Origin of the sequence: Streptomyces lacrimifluminis, from assembly GCF_014646095.1 — a bacterium.
GTDB lineage: Bacteria > Actinomycetota > Actinomycetes > Streptomycetales > Streptomycetaceae > Streptomyces > Streptomyces lacrimifluminis.
The window spans coordinates 1-26,441 of record NZ_BMMU01000056.1 but is presented as its reverse complement, the minus strand read 5'-3'; the positions used below and the strand labels follow the sequence as shown (position 1 = coordinate 26,441).

21 protein-coding genes and 4 pseudogenes are annotated in these 26,441 nt (G+C 68.5%); 5 read left to right on the top strand and 20 right to left on the bottom strand.

The features are described 5' to 3' along the window. Positions 1-291 (bottom strand): hypothetical protein (locus IEY89_RS38405; RefSeq protein WP_229695684.1); only part of this gene is annotated, 291 nt, incomplete at its 3' end. Positions 292-636: 345 nt separating this feature from the next. Next, positions 637-1,056: a hypothetical protein gene (locus IEY89_RS38400; RefSeq protein WP_189152167.1), complete on the bottom strand. Its 420-nt coding sequence runs from the start codon at positions 1,054-1,056 to the stop codon at positions 637-639. A gap of 153 nt (positions 1,057-1,209) precedes the next feature. Between IEY89_RS38400 and IEY89_RS42265 the strand changes: the two are divergent. Next, positions 1,210-1,317 (top strand): annotated as a pseudogene (locus tag IEY89_RS42265) (IS6 family transposase); the annotation flags it as partial. A 505-nt stretch (positions 1,318-1,822) separates the two neighbouring features. Here the strand turns inward: IEY89_RS42265 and IEY89_RS38395 are convergent. From IEY89_RS38395 to IEY89_RS38330, 13 genes are all read right to left on the bottom strand, one after another. After that, entirely contained in the window at positions 1,823-4,504 is a 2,682-nt protein-coding gene (locus tag IEY89_RS38395) for an RICIN domain-containing protein (protein WP_189152166.1), read from the bottom strand. Between the two features lie 13 nt (positions 4,505-4,517). Beyond that, positions 4,518-4,919, bottom strand: coding sequence for an L-rhamnose mutarotase (locus IEY89_RS38390; RefSeq protein ID WP_189152165.1), 402 nt, complete (start codon positions 4,917-4,919; stop codon positions 4,518-4,520). Between the two features lie 461 nt (positions 4,920-5,380). Continuing rightward, positions 5,381-6,457, bottom strand: a complete 1,077-nt coding sequence (locus IEY89_RS38380) for an aldo/keto reductase (RefSeq protein WP_189152164.1) — start codon at positions 6,455-6,457, stop codon at positions 5,381-5,383. 33 nt (positions 6,458-6,490) lie between these two features. Continuing rightward, complete coding sequence (locus tag IEY89_RS38375) at positions 6,491-7,528, bottom strand: sugar kinase (RefSeq protein ID WP_189152163.1); 1,038 nt, start codon at positions 7,526-7,528, stop codon at positions 6,491-6,493. Further along, entirely contained in the window at positions 7,525-8,157 is a 633-nt protein-coding gene (locus IEY89_RS38370) for a bifunctional 4-hydroxy-2-oxoglutarate aldolase/2-dehydro-3-deoxy-phosphogluconate aldolase (protein ID WP_189152162.1), read from the bottom strand. The genes IEY89_RS38375 and IEY89_RS38370 overlap by 4 nt, the downstream gene beginning before the upstream one ends. Continuing rightward, entirely contained in the window at positions 8,154-8,915 is a 762-nt protein-coding gene (locus IEY89_RS38365; RefSeq protein WP_189152161.1) for an SDR family oxidoreductase, read from the bottom strand. Before IEY89_RS38365 ends, IEY89_RS38370 begins: the two co-directional genes overlap by 4 nt. Further along, positions 8,912-9,964, bottom strand: coding sequence for a zinc-dependent alcohol dehydrogenase (locus IEY89_RS38360; RefSeq protein ID WP_189152160.1), 1,053 nt, complete (start codon positions 9,962-9,964; stop codon positions 8,912-8,914). Before IEY89_RS38360 ends, IEY89_RS38365 begins: the two co-directional genes overlap by 4 nt. Before the next feature lie 38 nt (positions 9,965-10,002). Next, positions 10,003-10,887, bottom strand: coding sequence for an amidohydrolase family protein (locus IEY89_RS38355; protein WP_189152159.1), 885 nt, complete (start codon positions 10,885-10,887; stop codon positions 10,003-10,005). Between the two features lie 38 nt (positions 10,888-10,925). Further along, positions 10,926-11,273 (bottom strand): L-rhamnose mutarotase, encoded by a 348-nt coding sequence (locus IEY89_RS38350; protein WP_189152158.1) that lies wholly within the window; start codon positions 11,271-11,273, stop codon positions 10,926-10,928. Further along, on the bottom strand, positions 11,270-13,282 hold the full coding sequence (locus tag IEY89_RS38345) for a DUF8034 domain-containing protein (protein WP_189152157.1): 2,013 nt from the start codon (positions 13,280-13,282) through the stop codon (positions 11,270-11,272). The genes IEY89_RS38350 and IEY89_RS38345 overlap by 4 nt, the downstream gene beginning before the upstream one ends. Positions 13,283-13,383: 101 nt before the next feature. Next, the gene (locus IEY89_RS38340; RefSeq protein ID WP_229695683.1) at positions 13,384-14,295 is read right to left on the bottom strand and encodes a carbohydrate ABC transporter permease; all 912 of its coding nucleotides are present in this window, start codon (positions 14,293-14,295) and stop codon (positions 13,384-13,386) included. A 52-nt stretch (positions 14,296-14,347) separates the two neighbouring features. Then, positions 14,348-15,262 carry a carbohydrate ABC transporter permease gene (locus IEY89_RS38335; protein ID WP_189152156.1) on the bottom strand — a complete coding sequence of 305 codons (915 nt, stop codon included), beginning with the start codon at positions 15,260-15,262 and terminating at the stop codon, positions 14,348-14,350. After that, a complete protein-coding gene (locus tag IEY89_RS38330; RefSeq protein ID WP_189152155.1) occupies positions 15,259-16,620 on the bottom strand; it encodes an ABC transporter substrate-binding protein in 1,362 nt (453 codons plus the stop codon). The genes IEY89_RS38335 and IEY89_RS38330 overlap by 4 nt, the downstream gene beginning before the upstream one ends. A 372-nt stretch (positions 16,621-16,992) precedes the next feature. Here IEY89_RS38330 and IEY89_RS38325 point away from each other — a divergent pair, with 372 nt between their 5' ends. Continuing rightward, positions 16,993-17,787: a FadR/GntR family transcriptional regulator gene (locus IEY89_RS38325; RefSeq protein ID WP_189152154.1), complete on the top strand. Its 795-nt coding sequence runs from the start codon at positions 16,993-16,995 to the stop codon at positions 17,785-17,787. A 963-nt stretch (positions 17,788-18,750) separates the two neighbouring features. On the opposite strand, the pseudogene IEY89_RS38320 reads toward IEY89_RS38325, so the two are convergent. The 3 genes and pseudogenes from IEY89_RS38320 to IEY89_RS38310 all read right to left on the bottom strand — a co-directional run. Then, positions 18,751-19,002: pseudogene (locus IEY89_RS38320) on the bottom strand (thioredoxin family protein); the annotation flags it as partial. An 871-nt stretch (positions 19,003-19,873) separates the two neighbouring features. After that, positions 19,874-20,086, bottom strand: a pseudogene (locus IEY89_RS41320) (ISL3 family transposase); the annotation flags it as partial. A gap of 245 nt (positions 20,087-20,331) precedes the next feature. Continuing rightward, positions 20,332-20,625 (bottom strand): carotenoid oxygenase family protein, encoded by a 294-nt coding sequence (locus tag IEY89_RS38310; protein WP_229695682.1) that lies wholly within the window; start codon positions 20,623-20,625, stop codon positions 20,332-20,334. Between the two features lie 118 nt (positions 20,626-20,743). Between IEY89_RS38310 and IEY89_RS38305 the strand changes: the two genes are divergently transcribed. Both IEY89_RS38305 and IEY89_RS38300 read left to right on the top strand, forming a co-directional pair. Beyond that, complete coding sequence (locus tag IEY89_RS38305) at positions 20,744-22,948, top strand: MMPL family transporter (RefSeq protein WP_189152151.1); 2,205 nt, start codon at positions 20,744-20,746, stop codon at positions 22,946-22,948. Between the two features lie 124 nt (positions 22,949-23,072). Continuing rightward, entirely contained in the window at positions 23,073-23,705 is a 633-nt protein-coding gene (locus IEY89_RS38300; RefSeq protein WP_189152150.1) for a response regulator transcription factor, read from the top strand. A gap of 218 nt (positions 23,706-23,923) precedes the next feature. Here the strand turns inward: IEY89_RS38300 and IEY89_RS38295 are convergent. Beyond that, positions 23,924-24,282 (bottom strand): annotated as a pseudogene (locus IEY89_RS38295) (ATP-binding protein); the annotation flags it as partial. Positions 24,283-24,826: 544 nt separating this feature from the next. On the opposite strand from IEY89_RS38295, the gene IEY89_RS38290 reads away from it, so the two are divergent. Further along, positions 24,827-25,363: a hypothetical protein gene (locus IEY89_RS38290; protein WP_189152149.1), complete on the top strand. Its 537-nt coding sequence runs from the start codon at positions 24,827-24,829 to the stop codon at positions 25,361-25,363. Here IEY89_RS38290 and IEY89_RS38285 read toward each other — a convergent pair. Further along, complete coding sequence (locus IEY89_RS38285; protein WP_229695685.1) at positions 25,320-26,000, bottom strand: IS5 family transposase; 681 nt, start codon at positions 25,998-26,000, stop codon at positions 25,320-25,322. The two genes, IEY89_RS38290 and IEY89_RS38285, sit on opposite strands and share 44 nt — an antisense overlap. Between the last annotated feature and the right edge of the window lie 441 nt (positions 26,001-26,441).

The following is a 26,441-nucleotide window of genomic DNA, read 5'->3' as shown; positions in this document are numbered from 1 at the left end:
ACCAACCTGGCGAATCGAAACCGGCGAATCAGACAGAACGACCTGAACATTGATCAGATGCTCTCTTACGCGGCCCAGCAGCTCCATTCGTCGCGCCTCGAGTTCAGGGCTGCTGGGCACCCAGCCCCACTTCGGAGCGCCAACGTGCATCACGTAGTCGCGTCCGCGGTTGGGGTCGGTGTTCCGGATCTGCGAGTCCGCGAGGATCTGCACGAAGTCCGCTTCGATCAGGTCCAGGTCCGACCGCAGCCGATCCAGGTAGGTCGGTGGAGCTGCTGGTGTGGAGGCCATCTGCTGATGATGCCGTGCGCCTCTGACAGTCCTCCGTGCCGGGGCGGGGACACTCAGCGGTCGAATATGGGAAGGCCAGCAAGGCGGTGCCGAGCATGGCGCGGCCGATGGCCTCCAGTCTGGGCTACAGCCCGAATTGGTTCATCAGATCCGTGCACAGTTCGTCGGCGCTGCTGCGTCCTTCGTCATCCGCCGCCGGGGAGAGCGCTGTGTATGCGGGTTGGATGTGGTGGGGCCGGCGGGCGTACGAGGGTGTGCTCTCCCGGCCGTGGTGATCGGTTTGTCGTACGTGGCCTTGGAGACCCTGATCCAGCCGGTGCGACCGCCGTCGCTGAGCTTCAGCTCCTATTTGCCGCGCCGCCAGTGCTGGCCGGTCTTCTTCCAGCCGACGTACTGACGCTCACACTGCTGGGTCGGTCGGGTGCCTCCTGTGGTGCAGCCGGAGGAGCCGGGTTTCGAGGTGCCGGTCGTTCCGCCGCTCGTGAGCGACTTGCACGCCTGCGTGCCACCGGACGTGCTCGACGACAAGCCACCGGTGTCGGAGCCGGTGCCGGTCTCGCCGGTGTTGCGCGACGAGCCGGACTTGCCGCCGCTGCTGCTGGACCCGCCGGTCCGGCCATCGCGGGATGCGGGGAACGAGCTGGTGCGAACCGTTGTGCAATTCTCGCGGTAGACGTTCTCGTACTCGGGGATCCAGAAACCGGCGTAGCCGCGCTTGTCGATGACTTTGCCGTGCCGGATGGAAGTTCCCGTCCCACGTGGCATGTGCCCCGCACCGCATGGTCCTGATGTGCGACCAACCTGAGAAAGCCCGGCACTTTTACGACAAGACGACGGGGACCCCTCTGAACTGCGCTGTCGCGTCGGCTGGGCGGGTGGGACGATCGCCGGGTTGATCATGGTGAAGGGTGATCGTCCGTGGGGAGCGCGTCGCCGTCGTACAAGGGTCACCGGTACCCGGTCGAGGTGATCTCCCACTGCGTGTGGCTGTACTTCCGCTTCCCGCTCAGCTTCCGTGAGGTCGAGGCTTCCGCAGTACCGGCGCTGCCCAGCGGTTCCTGTCCGCGTTCAGCGGCATCTCACCCCACTTCGGGCCCCGCCGCCACCTGATGACCGCTCCCGGTGACCGAGCCGAGATGACCGCAGATGCTCCTGCTGACCACGCTGACACCTGTTAACCAGGAGCGCGCGCCGGGCGCAGGCGAGGGAGTACACCGGCTCAGAGGTGGTGCGTGATGCGTGGCCTTATCGGGTGTGCGGGTGGCGTCCGTGGCCAGGTCGGCGAGCGTGAAGGAACGTCGGATCGGCGCGAGGGCCGGTTCGTCGAGCCATGGCTGCGGACGACGCTCGAGATCCCAGAGGTGGTGGTGGGCGTCGACGAGGGCGGGTGTCGGGCTCGGGCATGGGAGGCTCCGGGGCGGCTGGGTGGCTGGGCGGCGGTCTTGGGAGGGCGCTGGTCGTGACGACGGCCCCGCCGGGCCGGCAGCTGAGCTGCCGGCCCGGCGGGGACCGTCGCCTCACACGCGGAATGTCACTGGATCGTCCAGAGCTGGTTGTTCTGGTTCACCGGTGTCCATTGGCCGAGTGCTGTGCCGTTGGTGGTGGAGTTGTTGGGGACGTCCATGGCCTGCTTGCTCTCGAAGTTGCGGATGACGTATCCGCTGCCGGACGACTCGAAGTACCAGAGCTGGTTGTTGCCGCCGTTGTAGGTCGACTGGGCGAGCGCCGCGCCCTTGCCGTGGGAGCTGTTTCGGACTTCCAGGGCCTTGCCGCTGTTGCGGTTGACGATCTTGTAGAGCTGGCCGCTGACCCGGACGATGTTCCACTGCTGGTTGGTGCCGGAGTTGCTCTGCCACTGGATCACGTTGGCGTTGTCCGTGGTCGCAGCATCGTAGACGTCGGCCAGCAGTCCGCTGTTGACGTTCTTGATGGTGTAGTACGTCGAGAGGTTGAAGGACGTGGTGGCCGGGTCCTTCAGGGAGACGCCGGCCTGCTGGACGCTGAAGTCGCCGATGTAGAAGTAGCCGCCGTCGGTCTTGGCGACCCGTACGTAGCGGAACTGCTGGCGTGCGTCGATCTTGCCGGTGAGCGTCGTGGTGTAGGGGAGGACCGAGGCGCCCTGGCGTCCGAGGACGGTGTAGTTGGCGAAGGAGGGGTCGTTGGAGCCGCGTATCTCGAAGTTGGCGCGGGTTTCGGGCTGGTCGATGTCCTGTCGGGTGGTCAGTGAGAACTGGCTCAGTGCGGACGGGCTGCCGAGGTCGACCTGCCACCACGGCGAGGTGTCGCTCCCGGTGGGAGACCAGCCGCTCGCCGGGTCGTTGTCGTTGGCCTTGCCAGCGGTCCACTGCGCGGCGTAGACGGAAGAGGCGGTGGCCGTCTTGCCGTAGGCGAGGTTGGTCTTCGCCAGCAGTCCCTGGTAGGCCGGCTGCAGGCCGGAGGCCTTCATCACCGCGGTGCCGGTGGTCGTGTTGTTGGAGAGGGTGACGTTGGGGCCGTTGAAGTTCCGGTTGATGAAGTTGTCGGTGCGTGCCAGGACGTTGTTGGCGACGGTCATGTTGCCCGAGCCCTCGTCGAGGTAGACGCCGGCCACAGCCGAGGAACACGCGGTGGGCGTGCGGACTATGTCGTGGATGTAGTTGTTGTTGATCACCGTGCCGCGGTCGTTGGAGAGGTGGTAGATGCCTGCCGCGTCGCACAGCTGGTTCTGCGCGTTGCCGATGCGGTTGTAGCTGACGGAGTTGGCGCCCAGCGCGTTCGCCTCGTCCTGCCAGCCCCAGCCGAGCGAGATTCCGGCCCACGGCGAGTCGGAGATGTCGTTGTGGTCGATGGTCGTGCCGTGTACGAAGCCCGCGTTGACTCCGGCTGTGCCGATGTAGTCCTGGCCGGTGCGGTTGATCACGTTGTTGGTGACCGAGACGCCGGTGACGACCTCACGCGTGTCCTCACCCGCGGGTGATGTGGGCGGGTTGTACACCGTGTGGAACTCCACGTCGGGGTCGGAGAACTTCCCCACCATGATCCCGTTGCCCGCGATGTCCTGCACGACGTTGCCGGTGACGGTGGAGTCGTGGACGCCGTGGTTGAGGTCCAGGGCCGTCGAGCCCATCTGGGTGAAGGTGTTGCCGGAGAAGGCGAGGTCGTCGGCGTTCTCGACGTTGACGCCGGCCGGCGGGCGGGCGACGTACTGGTTGTTGCTGGTGTCGGCCGAGATGTTGTACAGGCCGCCCTGGCCGTTGAGCAAGCCGTTGTCGCTCGCCTCGGTCCAGTTGGTCTGGGTGAAGGTGATTCCCGAGAACTTCAGGTGGTGGACGGGAGAGCCGAGGCTGTCTCCCTTGATGTCGAAGAGCGTCTTCAGAGTCGGGACCTGCACCGTGGCCGACGACATCGTCTCTCCCGGCCGGGGCAGGTAGTAGAGCGTCTGCGCGGCCTTGTCGAGGTAGAACTCACCGGGCTCGGTGACGAACTCGCGGGCGTTCTCGAAGTGCAGCGGAGAGCCGTTGGACAGCAGCGGGTAGGGGCGCTTGAAGAGGATGCCGGCCTCGTGGTCCTGGATCGACACACTCGCCACGCCGTTGCTGGACGTGTACGACTTCAGGCGCAGGAAGTTCTCGGCCCACTGCAGCTGCAGGACCATTTCCACGCGGCTGAAGTTGCCCCAGTTGCTGATCTGGGAGTCGGCGATCTTCAGTACCTGGTTGGTCTTGTCGCCGGATTGCAGCTGGAAGTTCGAGCCGGTGTCGGGATAGCGGGCGCGAGTGGCGCGCGTCCCGTTCACGTACAGCTGGCGGAAGTCGAGGGCGCCGACCGATGCCTTGTACTGGCCGTTGCCCGCCGAGGTCCAGCCGCTGATGGTCTTGGCGCTGGAGACGACGGGGGTCTCGGAGCCGTATGCCTTGTAGATGACGTTGTGGCCGTTGGTGCCTGAGTCGGCGGTGGTGAAGTCGACGGGGCTGGTGAGGTTGTACGTGCCCCCGCGCAGGTTCACGACGACGTCCCCGGACATGGCCGAGTTCACCGTACGGACCGCGTCGCGAGCCTTGGCGATCGTCTTGAACGCGGATGCCGTACTGGTTCCCGAATTGCTGTCACTGCCGTTGGCGGGGTCCACGTAGAAGCTGGTGTCGGCGGCGTGCGCCGTCTGGGCGGGCAGTACCACCGCTGTTGCCACCAACAGTGTCTGCAGTAGTCCCACGATGAGTCGTGCGGGTCTCATGCCGTTGTTCTCCTTACCTCGTTGCGCAGCGCGTCGCCGGGAGCCGGGTACGCCACCTGCGTCCTAGGAGGGGGCCGTCGGATACCGGATCGCCGAGATGCCAGATCTCGGGCAGGTCCGTCCACTGGCTCCCAGACTTCCGGTCCGGCCACGGTTCCTGGCACGGATCGGTGAGCTTCCACCACTGCTGTGTCACCGGATCGGCGGCGATCGCCGCCATGTCGGCCTCGAAGTCCTCGCCCTGGTAGTCGACGTAGGCGAAGAGGACGTCGTGGTGGCGGAAGATGGTGTAGTCGCGCACGTGGGCGCGGTGCAGCGCGGCTTCGACGCCGGGCCGGACGACGGCATGGAGGGTGGTGAGGTACTCCTCGCGTCGCTCGGGACGGAGCTTGATGGTCTGGGCGATCCGCTTCACTTCCAGGTCTCCCCGCTGTGAAGGCCGGTGCCGGACTCCACTGGAGCGTCCGCCGAAAACGGCGTGCGGTAGCCGGGTGTCCGCGTATGCAGGCCCAGCGGGCGCGCTGGCGGCGGTGACGGTCGGCCCGAACGTGAGCCGGATACAGGTGGGGGCGGGCAGGACGACGGTGAGCAGGCTGCTGTCGACCGGCGCCTCGGCTTCGGTGGCCGCCGGTTCCCCGTGTCCGTAGTTGTGCATGTCCCCGACCCACGTGTCGTCCTCGCACGTCGTGTAGCGCACCGAGGCGATGGTGTGCTCGGCGAAGCACCGGCCTGGGCGACGACCGTCCGGGCGCGGTCGGGGGTGAGGCTGACCAGTTCGACGGTGCTCGCCTCGGGGTCGATCGACGTCACCAGGGCCGCCGCCTCGGGCGGCAGGCACGAGCAGGGTGGCTGCCCCTTGGTACTCACTCTGATAGGTCAGCGGCATGGGGAACTCCCCCCGCGAGTGCCGTCATCATGTGCCGCGGACCGCCCGCCGGCCGCGGGGTGGTCGGCCGTGCCCTGGGTGCCGCTGATGGTGAGGACGTCGGGCCTGATCAGCCCTTGGCACCGGAGGTCGTCCCAGAGTGCCCGGGGTACGGCGCTTCGTTGGAGTTCCACGTTCTGTGTCACTTGTGCGCGGTCGCGCATGCCGAGCGTGACATTGACGGTGCTGGGGTGGGTGGTCGGGAAGGCGATGGCGGCGGCGGGAAGGCTGGTGCCGTGCCCCTTGCAGACCTCTGCGATCGCCCGTGCGCGGGCGACCAGTTCCGGTGGGGCGTCCTGGTAGTCGTACTTCATGCCGTCGGCGGGCCACTCACGGGAGAGCAGACCGGAGTTGAAGACGCCGACCGCGACGACGCTCTTGCCCGATTCCTGTGCGGCGGGCAGGACGTCGTCCAGCGCGGACTGGTCGAGGAGGGTGTAGCGCCCGGCGAGCATGACCACGTCGGCGGCGGTCTCGCGCAGGAAGCGGGCGAGCATGGCCGACTGGTTCATGCCGGCGCCGATGGCCCCGACAACTCCTTGGTCGCGCAGGTCCGCCAGGGCGGGCATGGCCTCCTCGGCGGCCTGCCTCCAGTGGTCGTCGGGGTCGTGCAGATAGACGATGTCGAGCCGGTCCAGGCCGGCGCGGCGCAGGGAGTCCTCGATGGACCGGAGCACGCCGTCGCGGCTGAAGTCCCACTGCCGACGCAGGTCGTCCGGTACGACGAATCCTTCACTGTCGACGCCCTGTGGACGTTCGTTGGGGACGAGGAGTCGGCCGACCTTGGAGGAGACGACGTACTCGTCCCGAGGGTGCTGCCGCAGGGCCGCCCCGAGGCGCTGTTCGGAGAGCCCGAGGCCGTAGTGCGGTGCGGTGTCGAAGTACCGGATGCCCGCGTCCCAGGCCGCGTCGACGGCGGCCGACGCGTCGGCCGCCGGGGTGGTCCGATAGAGGTTGCCGATCACCGACGCGCCGAATCCGAGTTCGGTGAGTTCGACGGAGGTGTTGTGGATGGTCCGGCGCTGCATGACGTCCTCCTCGTGGATGTCGATCGGCGTGGCTCAGCGCCGCACGTGGGCCGAGCCGCCCGCGATCAGGGCTTCGACCTCGGTGAGCGTGGCCATGGAGACGTCGCCGGGAGTGGTCATGACGAGCGCACCGTGGGCGGTGCCGTAGGCGAGGGCGCGTTCCAGTGAGGCGCCGGTGAGCAGGCCGTGGATGAGTCCGGCGGCGAAGGCGTCGCCGGAGCCGACGCGGTCCAGGACGTGCAGTCCAGGCATCCGGAGGCCGGTGACGAAGCCGGTCTCGGCGGACCAGGCGGCCGAAGACCAGTCGTTGACCCCGGCCGAGGGCACGTCACGCAGGGTCGTGGCCAGTACTCTCACTTCGGGCAACAGGCCGGCCACCTCGGCGAGCGCGTCCGCCACCCCGTCGGCCCCGTACAGCGCCTGGCCCGGGTGCGCTCCGGTCAGGCCCAGGGCGCCGACGACGATGTCGGCGTGCCGGGCGAGCCGCAGGTCGACCTCGCGGGCACGGCCGGCGCCGCCGCGGCCGGCCCAGAGGCTGGGGCGGTAGTTGGGGTCGTAGGAGACGGTGACGCCATGGCGGCGCGCGGCGGCCATCGCCTCGTCGGCGACGTCGACGGTGGTGTCGGAGAGGCCGGCGAAGATGCCGCCGGTGTGGAACCAGCGGACTCCGGTGGTGAAGAGGGTGTCCCAGTCGATGTCGCCTTCACGGATTTGGGATACGACTGTGTGGGCGCGGTCGCTGACACCGAGCGCGCCGCGGATGCCGTAGCCGCGCTCGACGAAGTTGAGGCCGTTGCGGGCGGTGCGGCCGATGCCGTCGTCGGGCACCCAGCGGATCAGGGACGTGTCGACGCCGCCCTGGAGGATGAGGTCCTCGACGAGGCGGCCGACGGCGTTGTCGGCGAGGGCGGTGACGACGGCGGTGCGGTGGCCGAAGCAGCGGCGCAGGCCTCGTACGACGTTGTACTCGCCGCCACCCTCCCAGACCTGGAAGGTGCGAGCGGTGCGGATGCGTCCCTCGCCCGGGTCGAAGCGCAGCATCACTTCGCCCAGGGCCAGCACGTCGGTCACGGTGTGCTCCCTTCCACGGCCTCGGCGGTGAGCCGGCGGATGGCGTCGTAGTCGCCCCGCTCCAGGTGGGCGGTGGTGACCATCCAGCTGCCGCCGACGGCCATGACCGACGGCTCGGCGAGGTATCCGGCCAGCAGATCGGCGCCGATCCCGCCCGTAGGGACGAAGCGCGCCTGCGGAAACGGCGCGGCCAGTGCCCGCAGTGTCCGCAGGCCGCCGAGGGATTCGGCGGGGAAGAGCTTGACCGTGCCCACACCGGCCCGCAGAGCCCTCATCAGCTCGGTGGCGGTGGCGATACCCGGGACCACCGGCACTCCCAGCTCCCGGCACCTCGAAACAACACCTTCGTCGAACCCGGGCGAGACGACGAACCGGGCCCCGGCCGCCACGGCCCGCTCCGCCTGCTCGGGAGTGAGGACCGTGCCGGCGCCGACGGTGAGCCCGCCGTGGGCCGCCATCGCCTTGAGCACCTGTTCGGCGTCCGGGGTACGGAAGGTGACCTCGGCGCACCGGGCGCCGCCCGCGACGAGCGCGGCGGCCAGCGGTGCGGCCGCGTCGGCGTTCGGCACGGTCAGCACGGGCAGGAGACGGGCTCCGGCCAGTACGGAGGTCAGGTCGGTGTCGCTCATCGGCCGAGCCACCCGCCGTCGACGGGCAGGACGGTGCCGTGGATGTAGGCGGCGGCGTCCGAGGCGAGGAAGACCGTGGCGCCCGCCAGGTCGTCCGCGCTGCCCCAGCGTCCGGCAGGGATGCGGTCCAGAATCGCCTTGCTGCGTTGCGGGTCGTCCTGCAGGGCCTGGGTGTTGTCGGTGGCGATGTAGCCGGGGGCGATGGCGTTGACGTTGACGCCGTGTGGGGCCCACTCGTTGGCCAGGGCTTTGGTCAGGCCGGCGATGCCGTGCTTGGCCACCGTGTAGCCGGGGACGGTGATGCCACCCTGGAAGCTGAGCAGCGACGCGGTGAAGATGACCTTGCCCTGGCCGCGGGCTACCATCGTGGCACCGACCGCCCGGGTCAGTGCGAACTGGGCGTTGAGGTTGACCTGAAGCACCAACTCCCAGTCCTCGTCCGAGTGTTCGGCCGCAGGAGCGCGGCGGATGGTGCCCGCGTTGTTGACCAGGATGTCCACCGGCCGCTCGCGTGCGGCGAGGTCCGCGCCCAGGGCCCGAACGGCGTCCGGATCGGCGAAGTCGGTCCGGATCGCCTCGAACGTCCGACCCGTGGCGAGGACGTCCTTCTCCACCTGGCTGCCGGACTCCTCCAGCGTGGCGCTGACGCCGATGATGTCCGCGCCCGCCTCGGCGAGCGCGTGGGCCATGGCGTGGCCGATGCCGCGGCGGGCCCCGGTGACGACCGCGAGCCGTCCGGTCAGGTCGAAGGCGTTCATACAGCGGCTCCCTCAGTGTCGTAGGCGTCGGCGGTGCAGTCCACGAGGATCTTCATCACGTCTCCGCCGCCTTCCAGCGCCTCGAAGGCGGCCGGTGCCTCGGTGAGCGGGACGACCTTGCTGATGAGCCGGTCGGCCGGAATGGTGCCGTCGGCGACGAGTGCCACCGCGCGTTCGAAGTCGGAGCGGTCGTACAACCGGGCACCGACCAGGGTCAGTTCACGCCAGAAGAACCGGTGCAGGTTCACCTCCCGGGGCCGGGGATGGATCGCCACCAGGCACAGGCGGCCCCGCACGCCCAGGACTTCGACCGCGGTGTCCACGCCGCCCGCCGCGCCGGACACCTCGAAGGCGACGTCCGCCCCCGCCTCCCCGGTCCACTCCCGCACCAGTGCCGGCACGTCGTCGTCGGCCGGGTTCCACGCCGTCAGCCCCAGCTCCTCGGCCAGCAGCCGTCGGTGGGCGCTGAGCTCCACCACCCGCACCTCGGCCCCGGCGGCCCGCGCGACCAGCGCGATGAGGACGCCGACCGGTCCGCCGCCGACCACCACGACCTTCTCACCCTCCCGCACCGCTGCCCGGCCCACGTCGTGCACGGCCACCGCGGTGGGCTCCACGAGCGCGGCCCGGTCCAGGGCCAGTGCGTCGGGCAGGCGGACCAGGGTGGAGGCAGGCACCGTCCAGCGCTGCTGCATGGCTCCGGGGGAGTCGATGCCGATGAAGTCCAGGTTCTGACAGATGTGTTGATGGCCCTTGAGACAAGCGGGGCAGGTGTCGTCCCACCGCAGGGGCATCACGGTCACCGCGTCACCGGGCGCCCAGCCGTCCACCCCCGGCCCGACCCGCATGACACGGCCGGACATCTCATGTCCGAGCACGGCGGGCGCGGCGACCCGGGCGTCCATGTCACCGTGGAAGATGTGCAGGTCGGTGCCGCAGATACCGACATAGGCGGGGGCCAGCTCCACCTCACCGGGACCCGGGGAGCGGGTCTCGGCCGGAGCCGTGGTCAGGGTACGGGCGGCCGTGTAGCGGACGGCGAGTGTCATCGTGTTCTCCAGAATTCCTTCAGCACGAGCGCCGACGGTCAGCCGAGGGCGGGAAGGCGGTAGAAGGCGGTCGCGGTGCCGGCGAGGAGCGCGTGGATCTCGTTCTCGGCACAGTCGCCGAGCAGCTCGTCCACGGTGGCGGCCCAGCGGTTCCAGCCGCCGGCAAGGTTGGCGACCGGCCAGTCGGAGCCGAACATCATGCGGTCGGGGCCGAAGGCGGTGAGCAGAATGTCCCAGACGGGGCGAATGTCTGCGGTGGTCCAGCTGTCGTGGTCGGCCTCGGTGATCAGTCCCGACAGCTTGCAGACCACATGCTGGTGTGCGGCCAGCCGTTGCATTTGACGTCGCCAGTCCGCCAGTTCCCGCCGGGCGAGGGGCGGCTTGCCCGCGTGGTTGAGTACCTGGGGCAGGTCGGGGAAGCGTTCGGCCAACCGTATCGCCTGGTCGAGCTGGTGGCTGCGGATCAGTACGTCGTAGGAGAGCCCTCGGTCCCTTGCCACCGCCAACCCTCGCTCGACATCCGGACGCTGCAGCCAGCCCGGGTCCGTCTCGCCCTGGACGAGGTGGCGCAGGGAGCGCAGATAGGTGCCGCCCGGTCGGGCGAGCAGTCGGTCCAGCACCTCGCCGATCGCCGGCGACGTCAGGTCCGCCCAGCCGACCACGGCCCCGATCAGCGGCTCCTGCTCCGCGAGGGCGAGCAGGTCCTCGGTCTCGGGCACGTTCGGCATGCACTGCACGGCCACCGTGTTGTGCAGATGACGGCCCGCGATCGGGGCGGTGGCGGTGGAGCGCAGGTCGCCGGGGGTGAAGGTGCGGCGGATCGATGTCAGGTCGGGGTCGTCGAGCCAGGGCTGCGGACGCTGGTCGAGGTCCCACAGATGGTGGTGCGCATCGATGAGGACGGGGGCGGGGGCGGGGGTCATGGCAGGTTCCAAGTGGGGTCGGTGCGGCGTGGGCCGGTTCAGACGGTGACGTCGTCGCCGGGTGGGTCGAGATGCCAGATCTCGGTGAGTTCCGTCCATTGGCGGGAGTCGCCCCGGTCGGGCCAGGGTTCCTGGCAGGGGTCGGTGAGTTTCCACCATTTCTGGGTTTCGGGGTCGGCTTCGAGGACGGCCATGTCGGCCTCGAAGTCGTCGCCGTCGTACTCGAGGTAGGCGAACAGCGCATCGCCGTGGAGGAAGATGCTGTAGTTGCGGATGTTGGCCCGGTGCAGGGCTGCTTGGACGCCGGGCCAGACGGCGGAGTGGAGTTCGAGGTACTCCTCGCGGTGCTCGGGGCGGAGCCTGATGGTCTGGGCGATGCGTTTCATGCGGTGGTCTCCTCCGTGCCCGGGCGGGGGCCGGCCGGGGTGTCGAACGGGGTGCGGTAGCTGGGGGTGCGGGAGCGCAGCCGGAGGCGCAGGGTGAGCCGGATGCGGGTGGACGCGGGCAGTCGTACCGTCAGGAAAGCGCTGTCGCAGACCTGCTCCGTCTCGGTGACGACCGGCTCGGTGTGGCCGTAGTCGTACATGTCACCGATCCAGCCGTCGTCCGCGCAGGTCGTGTGGCGGACGGCGGTGATGGTGTGCTCGGCGAAGGCGCCTGCCTGGACGATCACCGTGTGGTCCGTCTCGGGGGAGAGGTTGACCAGTTCGACGGTGGTCGCCTCGGGGGCGATGGAGGTGACCAGTGCGGCCACGTCCGGCGGCAGGCCGGCGCGGCGGGCCCGCGCGTCGTGGTAGCGCAGCCGGGCCTGTTGCAGGCCGCCGTTGTAGAGCACCTGGGGGCCGCCCCAGGTCAGCTGGACCAGGGCCTCGGTGACGACGGGGTTGCACAGCTGCCACACGTGGATGTCGGCCTCGTCCACATCCAGGTCGCGGTAGCGGTCCATGCGGCGCAGGCGGTGGTGGATCTGGGCCTGGGCGGTGGCGAGGATGCGCTCGGGGTAGCCGGGGTCGTCGCCGGCGAGGAAGGCGAACCACGCCTTCTCGTGCCCGGACTCCTCCTTGGCGCGGAACGGCCGGACCGTGCGCCAGTCGATGCCGTCGGCTTCGCGCAGCCGTTCCAGCCGGGCGCGGTCGGCGTCGGAGGCGGTGTGGTGCCACAGGGCCACCGGGACCGGCGGGGTGGCCGGGTTGTAGTCGAACCAGCCCGAGTCGTTGTGGCGGAAGGGCAGGTGTGGTGTGGGTGTGTGGATGTCGGGGCCGAGTTCGGCCGCCCACTTGGAGGGGAGGCTGGAGTCCGCCTCGGTGTGGGGCATCACCTTGGCGTGGTCGATGAGGGTGTCGAGCGAGGTCGTGACCATGGAGAGGTAGTCGTCGTCGCCGGTGACCGTGGCCGCCGCGAGGGCGGCCACGCAGGCCGCGTGGCCGACGCTGTGCCAGCCGTGCGGCCAGGACCAGCCGTAGTGGCCGCCGTACCAGCGGCCCTCCAGCAGGCTGCCGACGGTTCCGTCCGGGCCCACGTTGTCGGGAACGATCCCGTCGTTCGCCCGTGTGCGCTCGTGCCACGCGCCCACGTACTCGACGATCCAGTCGCGGTAGCGCTGCTCGCCGGACAGGATCCAGGCGTTGAGGACAAGTCCTGCCGCGGCGAGGTTGACCGCGGTGTCGCCGACGGCCATCCGGTCCCGCATCTGATCACCGAGACGCGGATCCGCGGAGAGCGGGAACGGCCCGCCGTCCGCCTCGGGGATCCACTCGAGCGGAAACCCGTAGGTCTCGGCCTCCTTCAGCAGCCAGGGATAGACGTCGCCGTCGAACAGGCCCTGGCGGTCGGGGTCGCTGCCGTTGTGGGGGCGGGTGATGACGCGGTGTTCGGGGTCGTAGTTGTCCTTGGCCGGGTCGACGTACAGCTCGGCGAACCGCAGGGCGCGTTCGGACCAGCGCTCGGGGGCGGCCATGCACAGGAAGTAGAGCAGGAGCAGGCTTTCGCCCTGGTGGAACCAGTCGTAGCCGCGTTCGTACTCGTCGCGCAGCATGTTCAGTTCGGTGAGCTGCCGGGTTACGCCCTCCCAGTGTTTCTCACTGGCGGGCAGCAGATCGTCGGCGCCGCCGAGGAGGTACAGCTGGGGCCAGTTGAAGAACACTTCGTAGAAGTCGTCCACGCCGTCGCGGGTGGTGAGCCGGCCGGTGTAGTTCAGACGTCCGTCCGGGCCGGTGAAGTCGCGGGCGAAGCGGCGCCAGGCGTGGTCGAGCAGGTCGAACAGGGCACGCTGGGACACGGCCCAGCCGGGGGGTTCGAGCACCGGCACCCCCGCCTCGATCTCGGGTGGCGCGGCCGGCTGCCCCGAGACCGGGGCGTTCTCACCCGACGTGGGGCCGGAAGAGGTGAAAGGCATGGGACGGAACTCCGTTCGGGAGGCAGGGTATGTGCGCCGGGGCCGGCGGCCGGGCGGTCGACACCAGTTCGGGCGTCATGGGCAGGGCCGCTGGTCGGGGCCTACTCCTTGGTGGCGCCGGCGAGCATTCCGCTGACCAGGAAGCGCTGGGCGAAGAGGAAGACGATCAGCACCGGTGTGATGGCGATCAGCGTGGCCAGCGCCAGCTGCGGGCGCTCGATCGCGAGGGTGCCGACGGCCGGGTTGAAGGAGGGCACGTTGCTGAGCAGGCTTCCGATGCCCACCTGGATCGGCATCTGGTCGCTCTCGGGCAGCATGACGTAGGGCAGGAAGTAGTTGGTCCAGTTGGCGACGAAGCTGAAGAAGCCCACGAGTGCGATGACCGGGGTCGCCAGCGGCAGCGCGATGTGCCGGAAGACGCCGAACTCCGAGCAGCCGTCCATCCGCGCAGCCGCCAGCAGGTCCTTCGGTACGGCGGTGGTGAAGTAGATGTACGTCAGGTACACGCCGAACGGGTAGAACGAGTACGGCAGGATGATCGACCACATCGTGCCGATCAGGTGCACCGCGTTGATCTCCAGGAACAGCGGCACCACCAGCGTGGCGGTCGGCATGAGCATCACGACGAGGGTCGAGACGAGCAGGGTGTGCCGTCCGCGGAACTCGGTCATGGCCAGGGCGTACCCGGCCGGGACTGCCACGCAGAGGGTGATGACCAGGGAGATCACCGCGTAGAGCGTGGAGTTGCCCAGCCAGTGCAGGACTGCGTTGTCCTGGAACGCGGTGAGGGCGTCCCAGTTGGTCTTGAGGGTGTGCCAGGAGCCGAAGGACAGCGGGCTGCCGTGGACGAGTTGCTGGTCGGTCTTGGTCGCCGCGAGGACGAGCCACAGCACCGGCAGCACGAAGAACACCATGAACACGGCCAGTACGGAGCCGATCAGCAGGCGGGGCGCGAGGCGACGCGGGGAGCGGGGGCGCCGGCGCTCGGAGACCTGGTCGTGTGCTCGGCTCATGACGCGTGGTTCCCGTTCCGTGCGGGGTGTGATGGCCGGTCCGGCGGGGGTCCTAGTCGGCATCGAAGAACCCCGACCGTGCGACGAAGAGGGCGGCTGCCGACACGCTGACGACCAGGAGCTCCACCGAGACCGCGGCGGCGCCGTTGATGTTGTTCATCTGGAAGGCGAAGTCGTACGTCAGCTGGTTCAGCGAGTAGTCGCGTCCGGCCACGCCCACACTGGCGAGGGAGAGCAGCTGCGGCTCGACGAAGAGCTGGGCGCCGCCCGCGAAGGCCAGGATCACCATGTACACGATCCATTTGCGGAGCATGGGGATCTGCACGTGCCAGGCGGTCTGCCAGGCGCTCGCGCCGTCGATGCGCGCGGCTTCCATGACGTCCTTGGGGATGTTGTTGAGGGCGCCGTAGATGACGACGATCCAGCCGCCCGCACCGGTCCAGAACGCGATGATCGTGAACAGCAGGGCCAGGTTGCCGGGTGCGATGACCTCACCGAAGGTGTCGAAGCCCAGCATGCCCAGCAGGGAACTGACCGGGCTCACCGTCGGGTCGAGCATGAACAGCCACACCAGCACACTCGCGGCGCCGGCGAGCGCTCCGGGGATGTAGAAGAGGAAGCGCAGGGACCTGCTGACGGCGCTGGAGGCGAGACGGTGCAGCAGCAGTGCCAGGCTCACCACGAAAACCACGAGTGAGACCAGCCAGAACAGGAGGTACACCGCGACATGGCCTACGGCGTCCATGAAGCGGAAGTCCTGCGCCGTGGTGACGAAGTTGCTGAAGCCGGTGAACGTGCCGCCGGCGTCGGTGAAGGCGAAGTAGACAGCGTATCCGGTCGGCAGGATGCCGAACGCGATCAGGAGGAGCACGTAGGCGGCGACGAAGGCGATGCCGGCCCGGCTCTGCCGGTCGACACCACGAGGGCGCCGGGTGGCAGAGCCAGACGGGGAGTGGCTGAGGGTCACTGCGAGACCTTGTATCCGTTGGACTGGGCGTACTTGACGATGGCGTCCTGCCAGGCGGGCAGCATCGAGGCGATGGACTTGCCCTGGGTGATGCCGGGCTTGACGGTGGCGGCCCAGATGGCCTCCTGGCTGAACTGGCCCGAGCCCCACTTCGGCCACACCTGGGACGAGGCGGCCGCGAGTGCGCTGAGGTCGCTGGCGAAGTAGCCGGAGGCGTTCTGCCCCTTCAGCCAGGCCTCGGCCGCGGGTGCGTAGGCCGGGTAGCCGGGGGCCTTCTCGCCCTGGTAGGCGTTGTCGGTGGTGACCCACTTCAGGAAGTCGGTGGCCGCCTTGATGTGGGTGGAGTGCTGGGACAGCAGCCAGGTGCCGCCGCCGACGTTGCCGGTGGAGGGCGAGCCGTCTCCCTGCCATTGCGGGAGGGGAGCCGCCGCGATCTGCTTGGCCGGCGTCTTGAGGGTGTCCCGGAAGACCGCGCCGCCGAACCAGGCAGGGCCCGGCATGAGCAGGACCTTGTCGGCCTTGTTCTTGCCGAAGTCAGTACTGAAGACGCCGCTGATGGACATGGACTTGTTCTTGATCAGCACGTCCAGCAGCTTGGCCATCCTGGTGCAGGCCTCACTGGTGGTGTTCACCGAGACGGACTTGGGCCCGGTGATGTCGTTGGCGCCGCACTTGCTCGCCCACAGGTAGATCTCGGGGGTGAAGGAGTCACCCGCGTCACCCACGAGATAACCCGGGTGCTCCTTGGCCACCTTCTCGCCGAGCTGCTGGTACTCCTCCCAGGTCGTCGGCACCGTGTAGCCGAACTGCTTCAGCAGTGGGGCGTTGTACCAGAGCACCGCCTGGGAGAGGTCGTTGCGCAGACAGTAGACGGTGCCGTCGACCGTACAGACGTCGTTGGCGCCCTTCGCGAACCGGCCGAGGGTCGCCTCGTCGACCAGGCCCTTGTTGAGCGGTGCGGCGAAGCCGGCCTCGACCGCCCAGCTGACCTCGTTGTTCTGGGAGCTGAAGACGACGTCCGGCCAGCCCTTGCCGGTGCGGTTGAACAGCTGGACCTTGGTCTGGAGATAGTTCGACCCGTTGGCGTTGCCGTCGTAGCTGACGATGTCCAGCTTCACCTCCGGGTGCAGCTTCTGGTACAGCTTCGCGGCGTCCATGCGGGTGGCGTCCACCCAGACGGTCAACGCGCCGTCCTTCTGCGGCGCCTGGGCGAAGCCGTCCTTGTCGGTCGTACCGGCCGTGCCGCCACCACAGGCGGAAACGGTCAGCAGCACCGTGGCAGCACACCCGGCCAGCAACGCCGATCGTCTGCGGCTGACGGCTCTCTGCGGGCTGGACGAAGGCTTGTTGACGGTCATGAGTGACTCCACTGGGTTTGCGGGTGCCCCGAGCAGATGGGCAGGTGACGCGAGGATGGGGCGGCGCCGGGCCGTCCCCGGCGGGTGTCGACTTAAAGGCGACTGTGCTGCTACCGGCGTGGATGAAATTAGCCGCCTTAACGAGGGGTTCGTCAAGAGTGTGTATGACATTTCTTTGGCGGATTCGAGGCAATGGGGCAGTGGCCGGACGCGGTTATGGCAGAAAAAAGGCATTTGTGCGCCCAGGGGCTCAAGGATTGTGTCGTAGATCTTGGTCAGAATGAGTACGACCCATAACTCACCCAAGCTATGATGCTGTTGGCTCCGCAGCGATCAGTCGCGTTCGCCGCAGTCACCCAGGAGGCATCACGGATGGACGACATGCCAGCGATCGAAGCGGCGTTGCCGGCTCAAGGGCTTCCCGCTGCGCCCACGGTGGAGGGCTCGGACGGGCGGCGTGACTACCGTCCCGGGTACGAGATCGTGGCCGAGCGGATCCTTGAGTACATTGCCGAGGAGCGGCTGGCGGCGGGTGACCGACTGCCCACGGAGATCGACCTGGCCCAGACGCTGAACACCAGCAGGGCGGTGGTGCGGGAAGCCGTGAAGATTCTCTCGGCACTGGGCCGAGTACGGGCGCACAAGGGGCGAGGTCTGTTCGTCGCGGACGACGAAGGCATGCTCATCACCAGCCGTTGGGGAGGCTTCTTCCGTCCCGTCGACATCGACCACGTGCTGATGCTGTTCGAGTTCCGCCGGGTCCAGGAGATGTCCGCCAGCAGTCTGGCGGCCACCCGCGCCACTCCTTCGGAACTGCGCACCATCGAGGTGGCCATGGAGCAGTGTCGGCACGGGTTCGTCCACGGCCATGTCGATGAGTTCAATCAGGCGGACGACGACTTCCACGCGGCCGTGTCCGCAGCCTCGCACAACACCTTCCTCGTCAGCGCCGTACGGGACGCGCGACGCCTGCAGCGCCAGTCCAGCGCCATCGGTCTCCATGACACGCTCGGCGAGAACACCGAGGCGGCCGTCGCAGAACACGAGGCGATCTACCGGGCCATCCGTGACGGCCGCCCCGAAGATGCGGCCCAGGCTGCCGCGGCACACCTCGACAGAACCCTGGAGGACTACCGGCGTGAGATCCAGCGTCGCCTGTTCGGGTAGCGCTGTGCATCAGCGCGCCCTACGGGCCCAAGGCTCGTCCCGTGGCGCGTCGACGCGGACACACCGTTGCGACACCCGTGGTCAGCCGAACCGCACCTGGCGCTGACGTCCGCGATGATCGCGTGTGGTCAGCGGCTCACGCGGTCGGGAAGGCACTATGCCTTGCCAGCGGCTTTGAAGCGGAAGCCGAAGATCGACGGCCTGTTGCAGTTCAACGCTCTTGGCGGTGAACGCCTTGACGTCCTCGAAGCGACGCCGGACCTGGTCACGGGCGTTCCAGCGATGTCGGCACCGGCGGCCTGCATGTGCTGCAATCTGCCTGCCACTTCGCTTGCCGGGGTGGGTGAGTTGCGGGGTAGTTGGCGGGCGAATTCCTGCACGACTGGCAGCGCTGCCCAGGCGTCGGCCTGACGTGTTACGGCTTGCCAGACAGCTGGGTCGCTCATAGTGGGCATCCGTTCGGTGAGCATGGCGGTCTTCAGGGCCCAAGCCACGATTTCGTCGTGAGAGCTTGGATGGCCTGCCGGACTCGTCGAGCAGTTGTGGCTGCGGGTGGGCTGTCGAGCAGGTGCTCGAGGGTTGTGGAGCCCCCGTGCTTTCCTCCCAGAAGGTCGGGGTCTTCTGCTGCTTCGGTGATGGCGGTGTAGATGGCGTGCTGGGGCGTTGTCGATCGCGAGCTCGGCCTCTCTGCCCCGGCCAAGGCGCCTGCATGGGGCGGTTTTGGACCGCCAGGGGGCGTTGCCCGTCGAGGCTGGCACCGTGGTGCTGCGCTCACGCCGGGCACCGAAATGGACCGGCCTTCCCCGAGATCGTGGCCGCAGCCGGGCGGCTGCCGGACGCGACCGCGATCGACTGCGTTATGTGACCTGTGGGGGTGTCTCAGCCCCAAGGTGTCTCAGGCGACGCAGCTCCCATGGACGAGACGTGACGGGCGTCGCGGCCACGTGCCGCAGCGGCCGCCCAGAGGTGGCCGTCCAGGAACTTCCGTACCTCGGTGATGGTCATAGACCCCGTGCCGTGCACCACGGCCTCTCCCTCCTTCAGCAGGACGCAGGACGGGGCCCCGGTGATCCCGTACCGATCGGTCGCGGCCGGACAACGCGTGATGTCGGCGCGGACGGCCGTCAGGCGGCCCGTGTAGTCGTCGGCGATGCCACCCACGACGAGGTCCATCACCCGGCAGGCCTTCCTTGCCTTGGGCCATGTCCCGGTGAAGCGGTGGTTCCCGGCGCGAGTGGCCCGGCCCCCCCTGGTGACCCGGCCTGGCCGCCTCGCCGGTCACCCAGCTGCAGCCCGCCGCGCGCCCCTGGGCCAGCTCGTGCCAGGACAGCGCCCTCTACGACGACATGAAAGCCGTTTTCCAGGGCATAGCGGCCAAGATCACCGACCAGATGCTCGACGAGCGGGCCGGTGCGCATCGTCCACCGGATCCAGTCGACGTATCCGCCACCGCGCTTCTCACAGACAGCGCCCCGACGGGCCTCCCGAGGCCTTGCACTGTGTTACCTATTGCCCATATTTTTGTGACTCTCGACTGCATTATCCATATATGCTGCTGACACTCGACATTGACGACCCAGCATGATTCCGCCCCCGTGCAGGAGTTGGCCCAGTCCCCGCAGCCGCCGCACCACGCCACCCCGCCTCCGCGCGAGCCGTCACCCGAAAGTGAGTAACAGCCCCCGCGCTCACCTCAGCCGCAGACGAGCCGGAAGCGGCACACACCAGAACCCCGGAAGACTCCACAGCCTCATGCCGATACCGGCCAGGGCAGGGCAGCCACTCGCCGGCCTCACCGAAGCACTCCAGCCTCCGTCGTCCACCCGCAGAAGCAGCACACCCGCGACGCCTCCGGCCGGTGGCACCACTCCCGCACGCCAGTACCGCGCCCGCCCCGGCCTCTCCCCCACGCGCCGAGCAGGCCCATGGCCAGAAGCAGTGCCCAGGTGCCGCCGCTGTTGGCGAAGATCGCGACGGTGCCGGCCACGAGGCACGCGACGAACGGACGAAGGCACGTGGGCTCTTCGAACGGTCCATGACCACACCCGCGAGGGACATTCCGACGAAGGAGGCCACGAGCAGTACCGACAGTGACGCGGGCATCGACCGGCACGTCCGTCACAGTCCGGCCGTGGTACCCGTGCACCTTCCCCGTCGGCGTCTGGCACACCGGACACGGCACCGCCGCATCCCGAGTGCGAGCCGTGACCACCACCACGTCACCGCCGTCCACCACGTCCTCGACGACCAGCGCCGACAGGCCGGAAAGCACCGTCCTCGTAAGGAAGTTGATATCCACCACAAGATCATGATCAAGGACGGCTGCCCGGCGTCACCACCGACTACGGGCCAGACCCGAACGTTTTACAGTCCCTGCGTCAAGGTCGCACTGCCACCCCAGCGGATCTCAATCGCAGCGGCCATGCGGAAGGTGGCACCTACGCAGCGAGCCTCGGCGCCCAGCAAGCCTTGATGCCCCGGACCCGGTGTTTTCATGTCACCCTGCTGGACCGGCACCGCAGGTCAGGTGACCGTTGCGGGTGGTCACTCACCGTTCCGGCAGGCCGCGACAGCCCTGTCCAGGGTCTGGTGGTCGGCCCAGCTGCCGTGGAAGCCGAACGGAACCCGCGTGGGGAGCTTGACCCGGCACAGCGGGGTGCGGCGCAGGTCGGCGGCGTCGTGGATCAGGAGTTCGCTGAGGCCGGTGGCCCAGTTCCACCAGAGGGAGAGCAGGTAGCCGTCGTCCTCGCCGCAGGCGTTCTCGCGGGCGACGAAGGCCGGTTCGCTCGGGCTGGTCAGGCCGTCCTGTTGTGAGCAAAAGACTTTGTCGCGCGACAAGAACCAGTGATAAAGTCTGGCGACAGGACGGGCGGCGCTCGCTGCGCCGATCGTTACTCGTCCCCGCGTCGCCTCACCTCGGCGCAAAGGATCCCCATACCGTTCAACGGAGTTCGCCATGGCTGTGTTGCTTCACCGCTTGGGCCTCAGCGCCTATCGCCACCGAAAGCTGGTGCTGTCCCTCTGGCTCGTGGCCCTGGCAGGGCTCGTTGCCTGCGTCGCCGTGTTCGGCGGCAAGCTCGACGACCGCTTCGCCGTACCGGGGACCGAGTCACAGCGCGCACTGGACACGGTCAGTAGGACCCTGCCGGACGTCTCCGGGGCCAGCGCCCAACTCGTCTTCACGGCCCCCGACGGCAAGCGGGTCACCGAAGCTCCGTATGCGGCCGCCATCGACGAAGCCATGACGGCGGCGGGCCGGGCGCCGCAGGTCAGTTCCGTCGTCGGTCCCCAGGATTCCGGCGCCGTCTCGCCGGACGGGACCACGGCGATCGTCCAGGTCCAGTACTCCATACCGTCCGCCGAGGTCAGTGAGTCCTCCAAGCACGCGCTGCAGAAGGCTGCGCGGGGCGCCGAGAAGGACGGCATCGACGCGTCGGTGGGCGGCTCCGTCTACAGCAGCTCAGGCATCCACATCGGCCCGTCGGAGATCATCGGCGTCGCCGTCGCGATACTCGTCCTCGTTGTCACCTTTGGCTCGCTGCTCGCCGCCGGCATGTCCCTGGTGCCTGCCCTGATCGGCGTGGCCGTGGGCCTGACCGGGCTGCTCGCCCTGACGCCCGTGGCCGACATCTCGTCCACCGCCGTCACCCTCGCGCTCATGCTGGGGCTCGCCGTGGGTATCGACTACGTCCTGTTCATCCTTTCCCGCCACCGACAGCAGCTCGCCCGAGGCATGACCGCGATGGAGTCCATCGCGCTGGCCACCGGCACCGCCGGAAGCGCAGTCGTCTTCGCAGGGTCCACCGTGATCATCGCCCTCTCGGCCCTGAGCGTCATCGGCATTCCCTTCCTGACCACCATGGGGCTGGGCGCCGCCGGAGCCGTCCTCGTCGCCGTCCTCGCCTCGATCACCCTGCTGCCCGCCATCGCCGGATTCGCCGGTGCCCGCCTGGCCCCGAAGCCGGGCAGCCGCGCCGCCCGGCGGATCCTCAACGACACCCACGCCACCGGCAAGGACACCCACGGTGCCCGCTGGGTCAAGCGGGTGGTCGCCAAGCCCCTGCTGACCGTGGTGGCCGTCGCGGGCGTCCTCCTCACCCTCGCCCTGCCCGTCACCGACCTGCGCCTGTCCCTGCCGGACAACCGCTCGGCCGCACAGGGCTCCACCGAACGGCAGACGTACGACACCATCAGTGACAAGTTCGGCCCCGGCTACAACGGCCCCCTCCTGGTGCTGACCGAGACCGAGGGCAGCGACGGGGCTCAGGCCGGCGCCGAGGTCGCGCAGAAGCTGGCGCCCCTGGACGGCGTCACAGCGGTCCTGCCCCCGGAGACCACCAGCGACCCGGCACAGAGTGTCATCACCGTCATTCCCGACGGCGGCCCCGACAGCGTCAGGACCGACCAGCTCGTCCGCGACATCCGCAAGACCGGCTCGGACATCCGCCACACCTCCGGCACCACCGTCTCGGTCACCGGCAACACCGCCGTCAACATCGACATTTCCAACCGGCTCTCCGACTCCCTGCTGCCCTTCGTCGCCATCGTCGTCGGCCTGAGCCTGATCCTGCTCATGATCGTCTTCCGGTCGCTCTTCATCCCGGTCAAGGCCGCCATCGGCTTCTTGCTCTCGGTGGCCGCCTCGCTCGGACTGGTCGTCGCCCTGTTCAAGTGGGGATGGCTGGCCGACATACTCGGGGTGCCCAGCACCGGCCCGGTCGTCAGCTTCCTGCCGATCATCCTGATCGGGGTCCTGTTCGGCCTGGCCATGGACTACGAGGTCTTCCTCGTCTCCGGCATGCGTGAGGAATGGACCCACACCCGCAAGGCACGCCAGTCGGTCATCGACGGAGCCCGACACAGTGCACGCGTCGTCACCGCCGCCGCCCTGATCATGTTCACCGTCTTCGCAGGGTTCTTCCCCCTCGACGACCCGATCATCAAGCCCATCGCCTTCGCCCTGGCCGTCGGCGTGGCCATCGACGCCTTCGCCGTCCGCATGACCCTCGTCCCCGCACTGCTCACTCTCGCCGGGCGCCACGCCTGGTGGCTGCCGGCCTGGCTGGACAAGGTCCTGCCCGACCTCGATGTCGAAGGCACCAGCCTCCAGAAGAACGTGCCAACTGCCCTCGAACGCAAGGAACTCCAGCCCACCTCCTGAAGTGATACGGCGACAGCGGCGAACAGCCCTGTCGTCACGACATCCGGTGGGCCCGCGGCACAGCCGGTGCCGCGGGCCCACCTCCCCGAGCTCTGAATACCGACAGGCCCCGCAAGGACAAACGATGCACCGGGTACTCCTGACGGGCGGTCACGCCCTCGTGCGCGACGCCTACGCACACCTCATCGAGGCATCTGCCGCTCTGACCGTCCAGGCACAGATCCCCGCCCTGGACCAGGCTCTGGACCAACTCCTCTTCCTGAGGCCCGACATACTCGTCATCGACACCCTGGCCCTGGCCCCCTCCCCGCGGACCACGACACTCCTGTCCCTGCGCCAGGCCGCCGCCCGGACCAGGCTGGCCCTCATCGGGGACATCCCCGTCGAGGACGTCGATTCACTCCTTCGCGTCGGCGTCACCGGCATCCTCAGCCCGCACGTCGAGGTCGATCATTTCGTGATGGCCCTCGACGTGGTGGGCCGGGGCGGCCTGATCGTCTCCTCGCCAACCGACCGCACCAGTACCCCGGCCAACCCTCCAGACCCGATGCTGGATCAACTCTCCGCAAGGGAACTCCAGATTCTTGCCCTCGTCGCGACCCAGCACAGCAACAACGCCTTGGCGCACCTACTCGGCATCAGTCCCCTCACGATCAAGACACACGTGAACCGGATCCTGCGCAAACTCGGCGCCTCCACCCGCGCCCACCTGGTCGCCATAGCCTACGAGAGCGGACTCGTCACCCCAGGGCTGTAATTTCAACACTGGACGCCGTCCGTCGAGTCCGGCTACTCAGGCAACGTCATGGATCTCGCCACCCGGTTCGACGGCAGGCGCTTGTCCCGGGGCAAGTCATTCGACACCGTCAGGAGACTCCAGCTCAGACGGTTCGGCGACCACAACAGATTGCTCCTGGCGCTGTCGGCGTACGGACTTGGATCCCCAGTCGCGTACCCTCCTTCGTCCCCCACCTGTCAGGCCACGTCCGTCTCGCGCTCGATGACCTGGAGGCGGTTCTTCAGCCGGTAGCTGGGGCCGTTGATCGGGACGACCTCGCAGTGGTGCAGGAGCCGGTCGAGGATCACAGTGGCGAGGACCTCGTCGCCGAAGACCTGGCCCCATTCGCTGACGGTCTTGTTCGAGGTGAGGGTGATCGAGTTCTTCTCGTAGCGCTTGGAGATCCCTGGAAGACCAGGTTCGCCTCGGAACGTTCGAGAGGCTGGTAGCCGACTTCGTCCACCACCAGCACGTTCGGCCGTAGACCAAAGTGGAGTTTGCTGGTCAGGCGCCCGGCTGCCTCGGCGGCCCTGAGGTTGCGGACCATGTCGTCGAGGTGCCGGTTCGTCGTGCAGGGTGCGTCCCGCCGGCGGAGCCGAGTCGGCCTGGGCGCAGTAAGCGGACAGATTGAACAACAGCCGTCGTCACCGAACGCGCCATTAGCCACGCCGCGGTTCGAGCCGGGCTGGGGTCGTTTCCCGCCCCACACACACTGGCTGGGGCATTGGCGCCCCATACAGGTCCCGGCGTCAGCGATCACGGCAGCCCCTCCGAACGCAACCGCAGCCTCGGCCCCCTGCGCACCGGCTCGTTCTATAGACATACCCTGGTCAGAGGAGCGCCTATGGCTGAGGCGCTGGGACGCCGGTTTCTGTCCGTCACGGATGACAACCACGGCAGTCGAGCAGTCTCCTTTAGAGATCGCGCAGATAGGCGCGGGACGCCCCCGTCAGCGAAGCCAGAACAGATCTCGGTGATCTTGGAGTTAGTGGCTGTTGTCGTTCCGAATCTGAGGTCGGTGTTTTAGCTGGTCAGGCATAGAGCCGGTGATTCGGTGGGAGTGGTGGCGTGTTGTGTCGTCGCTCCCCGGGAGGTTGTGGATGCCGTCGGTCGTCGGACTGCTGGAAGAGCACGAGCTCGCTGCTCGCCGTCGGGTCGACGGGTTGCGTGAGGAAGCCGATCGCATCCAGGCCGAACTGGCCGCGGCCGAGCAGGAATGGCAGGAGTGGGTGATCGCCCGCAGGCGAGTGGGCACGGTCCTGGATCCGGACGGCGGCAGCATCGCCGATGAGGAAGCCGCCTCCGGCCCACGGGACGCGGACGCGCGCTCGGTTCCCGGCCAGGCGGCGAAGGCGAAGTCGCAGGTGCCGGTGTGGCGTGAGGGACTGGCCTGGTCGGTGCTGTCGGTGGACTATCAGCGCATCCTTCAGTCCCTCGCGGACCGGCATCGGCTCCATCAAGGGCCGCTGACCTGCCAGGAGATGGCCGTGGCGTTCGGCCTGGACGCGGTGCCGGCGAAGGTGGAGGCGCTGCGGTCGAAGGCGAAACGCCTGGTCGCGCGGGGCTGGCTGGCCGAGCGGCAGCCGGGCCGGTTCACCCTCGCCCAGGGCCCGGCCGGGCAAGGCGGCGCGTCATGAGCAGGGTCATCGACCAGCAGACCATCGCCTCGGCGCTGGTGGTGCGGCGTTCGTAGTCGCGTGCCAGGCGGCGGGTGCGCATCAGGTGGGCGAAGAACCGCTCGACGATCCACCGCTTGGGCAGCACCACGAAGCCGCGCATGTCGTCGCTGCGCTTGACGATCGCCAGGACCAGCGCGAACGTGGCCAGGCAGTACTCGACGAGGCCGCCGGTGTAGCCGCCGTCGGCCCAGACCAGCTCCAACTGGTGGTGGACGTCGGCGACTTGCCGCAGCAGGACCTGCGCGGCGGCGCGATCACCGGTGTCCGCGGCGGTGACCATCACACCCAGCAGCAGGCCGAGCGTGTCGACCACGACATGCCGCTTGCGCCCGTTGACCAGCTTCCCGCCGTCGAAGCCACGGCTGTCCGCACCGACGACGGCGTCCGCCTTGACCGACTGCGAATCGATCACACCCGCACTCGGCTCCGCGTCGCGGCCCAGCTCCTCGCGGACCTTCGGCCGGAGCCGGTCGTGGAACTCCCTGACCAGGGCGTGATCGCGCCAGCGGCGGAAAAACGCGTAGACCCGGTCCCACGGCGGGAAGTCCACCGGCATAGCCCGCCACTTGATGCCATTGTCGACGAGGTAGCGGATCGCATCGAGTATCGCCCGGTGGCAGTACGCCTCCGGCTGCCCCCCCCCGACCCCGCATCCAGCCCGGCACCGGCAGCAGCGGCCGGACCACGGCCCACTCCGCGTCCGTCATGTCCGAGGGATACCGCCGAACACGTTCCGGGTGATCGGCCGCATTTCCGAACCGGTGAGCGACACAATCACACGTCGGTGCAGCCGAGTTGAACTCCACCGGCGCGAGCGCCTACAACTGCGGCAACAGGGTCTCCTGGATCTCGGTTGGCTTCGCAACCCCGAGCTACCAAGAGGCCCTGCCTTCATGCCCGCGACTAGCTGCGATCACCCGATCGAGACTCCCGTTCGACGCACACCCCTCAAGATCGGAACGACAACAGCCACTAAGCTTGACTCTGTCGGGGATCTTGGTGGCGCCGAGGTCAGCTGCCCAGGGTTCGCCAGGAT

Coding starts and splice junctions, on each gene's coding strand:
- IEY89_RS38400 (WP_189152167.1), bottom strand. CDS start 1,056: ATGCCACGTGGGACGGGAACTTCCATCCGGCACGGCAAAGTCATCGAC.
- IEY89_RS38395 (WP_189152166.1), bottom strand. CDS start 4,504: ATGAGACCCGCACGACTCATCGTGGGACTACTGCAGACACTGTTGGTG.
- IEY89_RS38380 (WP_189152164.1), bottom strand. CDS start 6,457: ATGCAGCGCCGGACCATCCACAACACCTCCGTCGAACTCACCGAACTC.
- IEY89_RS38370 (WP_189152162.1), bottom strand. CDS start 8,157: ATGAGCGACACCGACCTGACCTCCGTACTGGCCGGAGCCCGTCTCCTG.
- IEY89_RS38365 (WP_189152161.1), bottom strand. CDS start 8,915: ATGAACGCCTTCGACCTGACCGGACGGCTCGCGGTCGTCACCGGGGCC.
- IEY89_RS38360 (WP_189152160.1), bottom strand. CDS start 9,964: ATGACACTCGCCGTCCGCTACACGGCCGCCCGTACCCTGACCACGGCT.
- IEY89_RS38355 (WP_189152159.1), bottom strand. CDS start 10,887: ATGACCCCCGCCCCCGCCCCCGTCCTCATCGATGCGCACCACCATCTG.
- IEY89_RS38350 (WP_189152158.1), bottom strand. CDS start 11,273: ATGAAACGCATCGCCCAGACCATCAGGCTCCGCCCCGAGCACCGCGAG.
- IEY89_RS38345 (WP_189152157.1), bottom strand. CDS start 13,282: ATGCCTTTCACCTCTTCCGGCCCCACGTCGGGTGAGAACGCCCCGGTC.
- IEY89_RS38340 (WP_229695683.1), bottom strand. CDS start 14,295: ATGAGCCGAGCACACGACCAGGTCTCCGAGCGCCGGCGCCCCCGCTCC.
- IEY89_RS38330 (WP_189152155.1), bottom strand. CDS start 16,620: ATGACCGTCAACAAGCCTTCGTCCAGCCCGCAGAGAGCCGTCAGCCGC.
- IEY89_RS38325 (WP_189152154.1), top strand. CDS start 16,993: ATGGACGACATGCCAGCGATCGAAGCGGCGTTGCCGGCTCAAGGGCTT.
- IEY89_RS38305 (WP_189152151.1), top strand. CDS start 20,744: ATGGCTGTGTTGCTTCACCGCTTGGGCCTCAGCGCCTATCGCCACCGA.
- IEY89_RS38300 (WP_189152150.1), top strand. CDS start 23,073: ATGCACCGGGTACTCCTGACGGGCGGTCACGCCCTCGTGCGCGACGCC.
- IEY89_RS38290 (WP_189152149.1), top strand. CDS start 24,827: ATGCCGTCGGTCGTCGGACTGCTGGAAGAGCACGAGCTCGCTGCTCGC.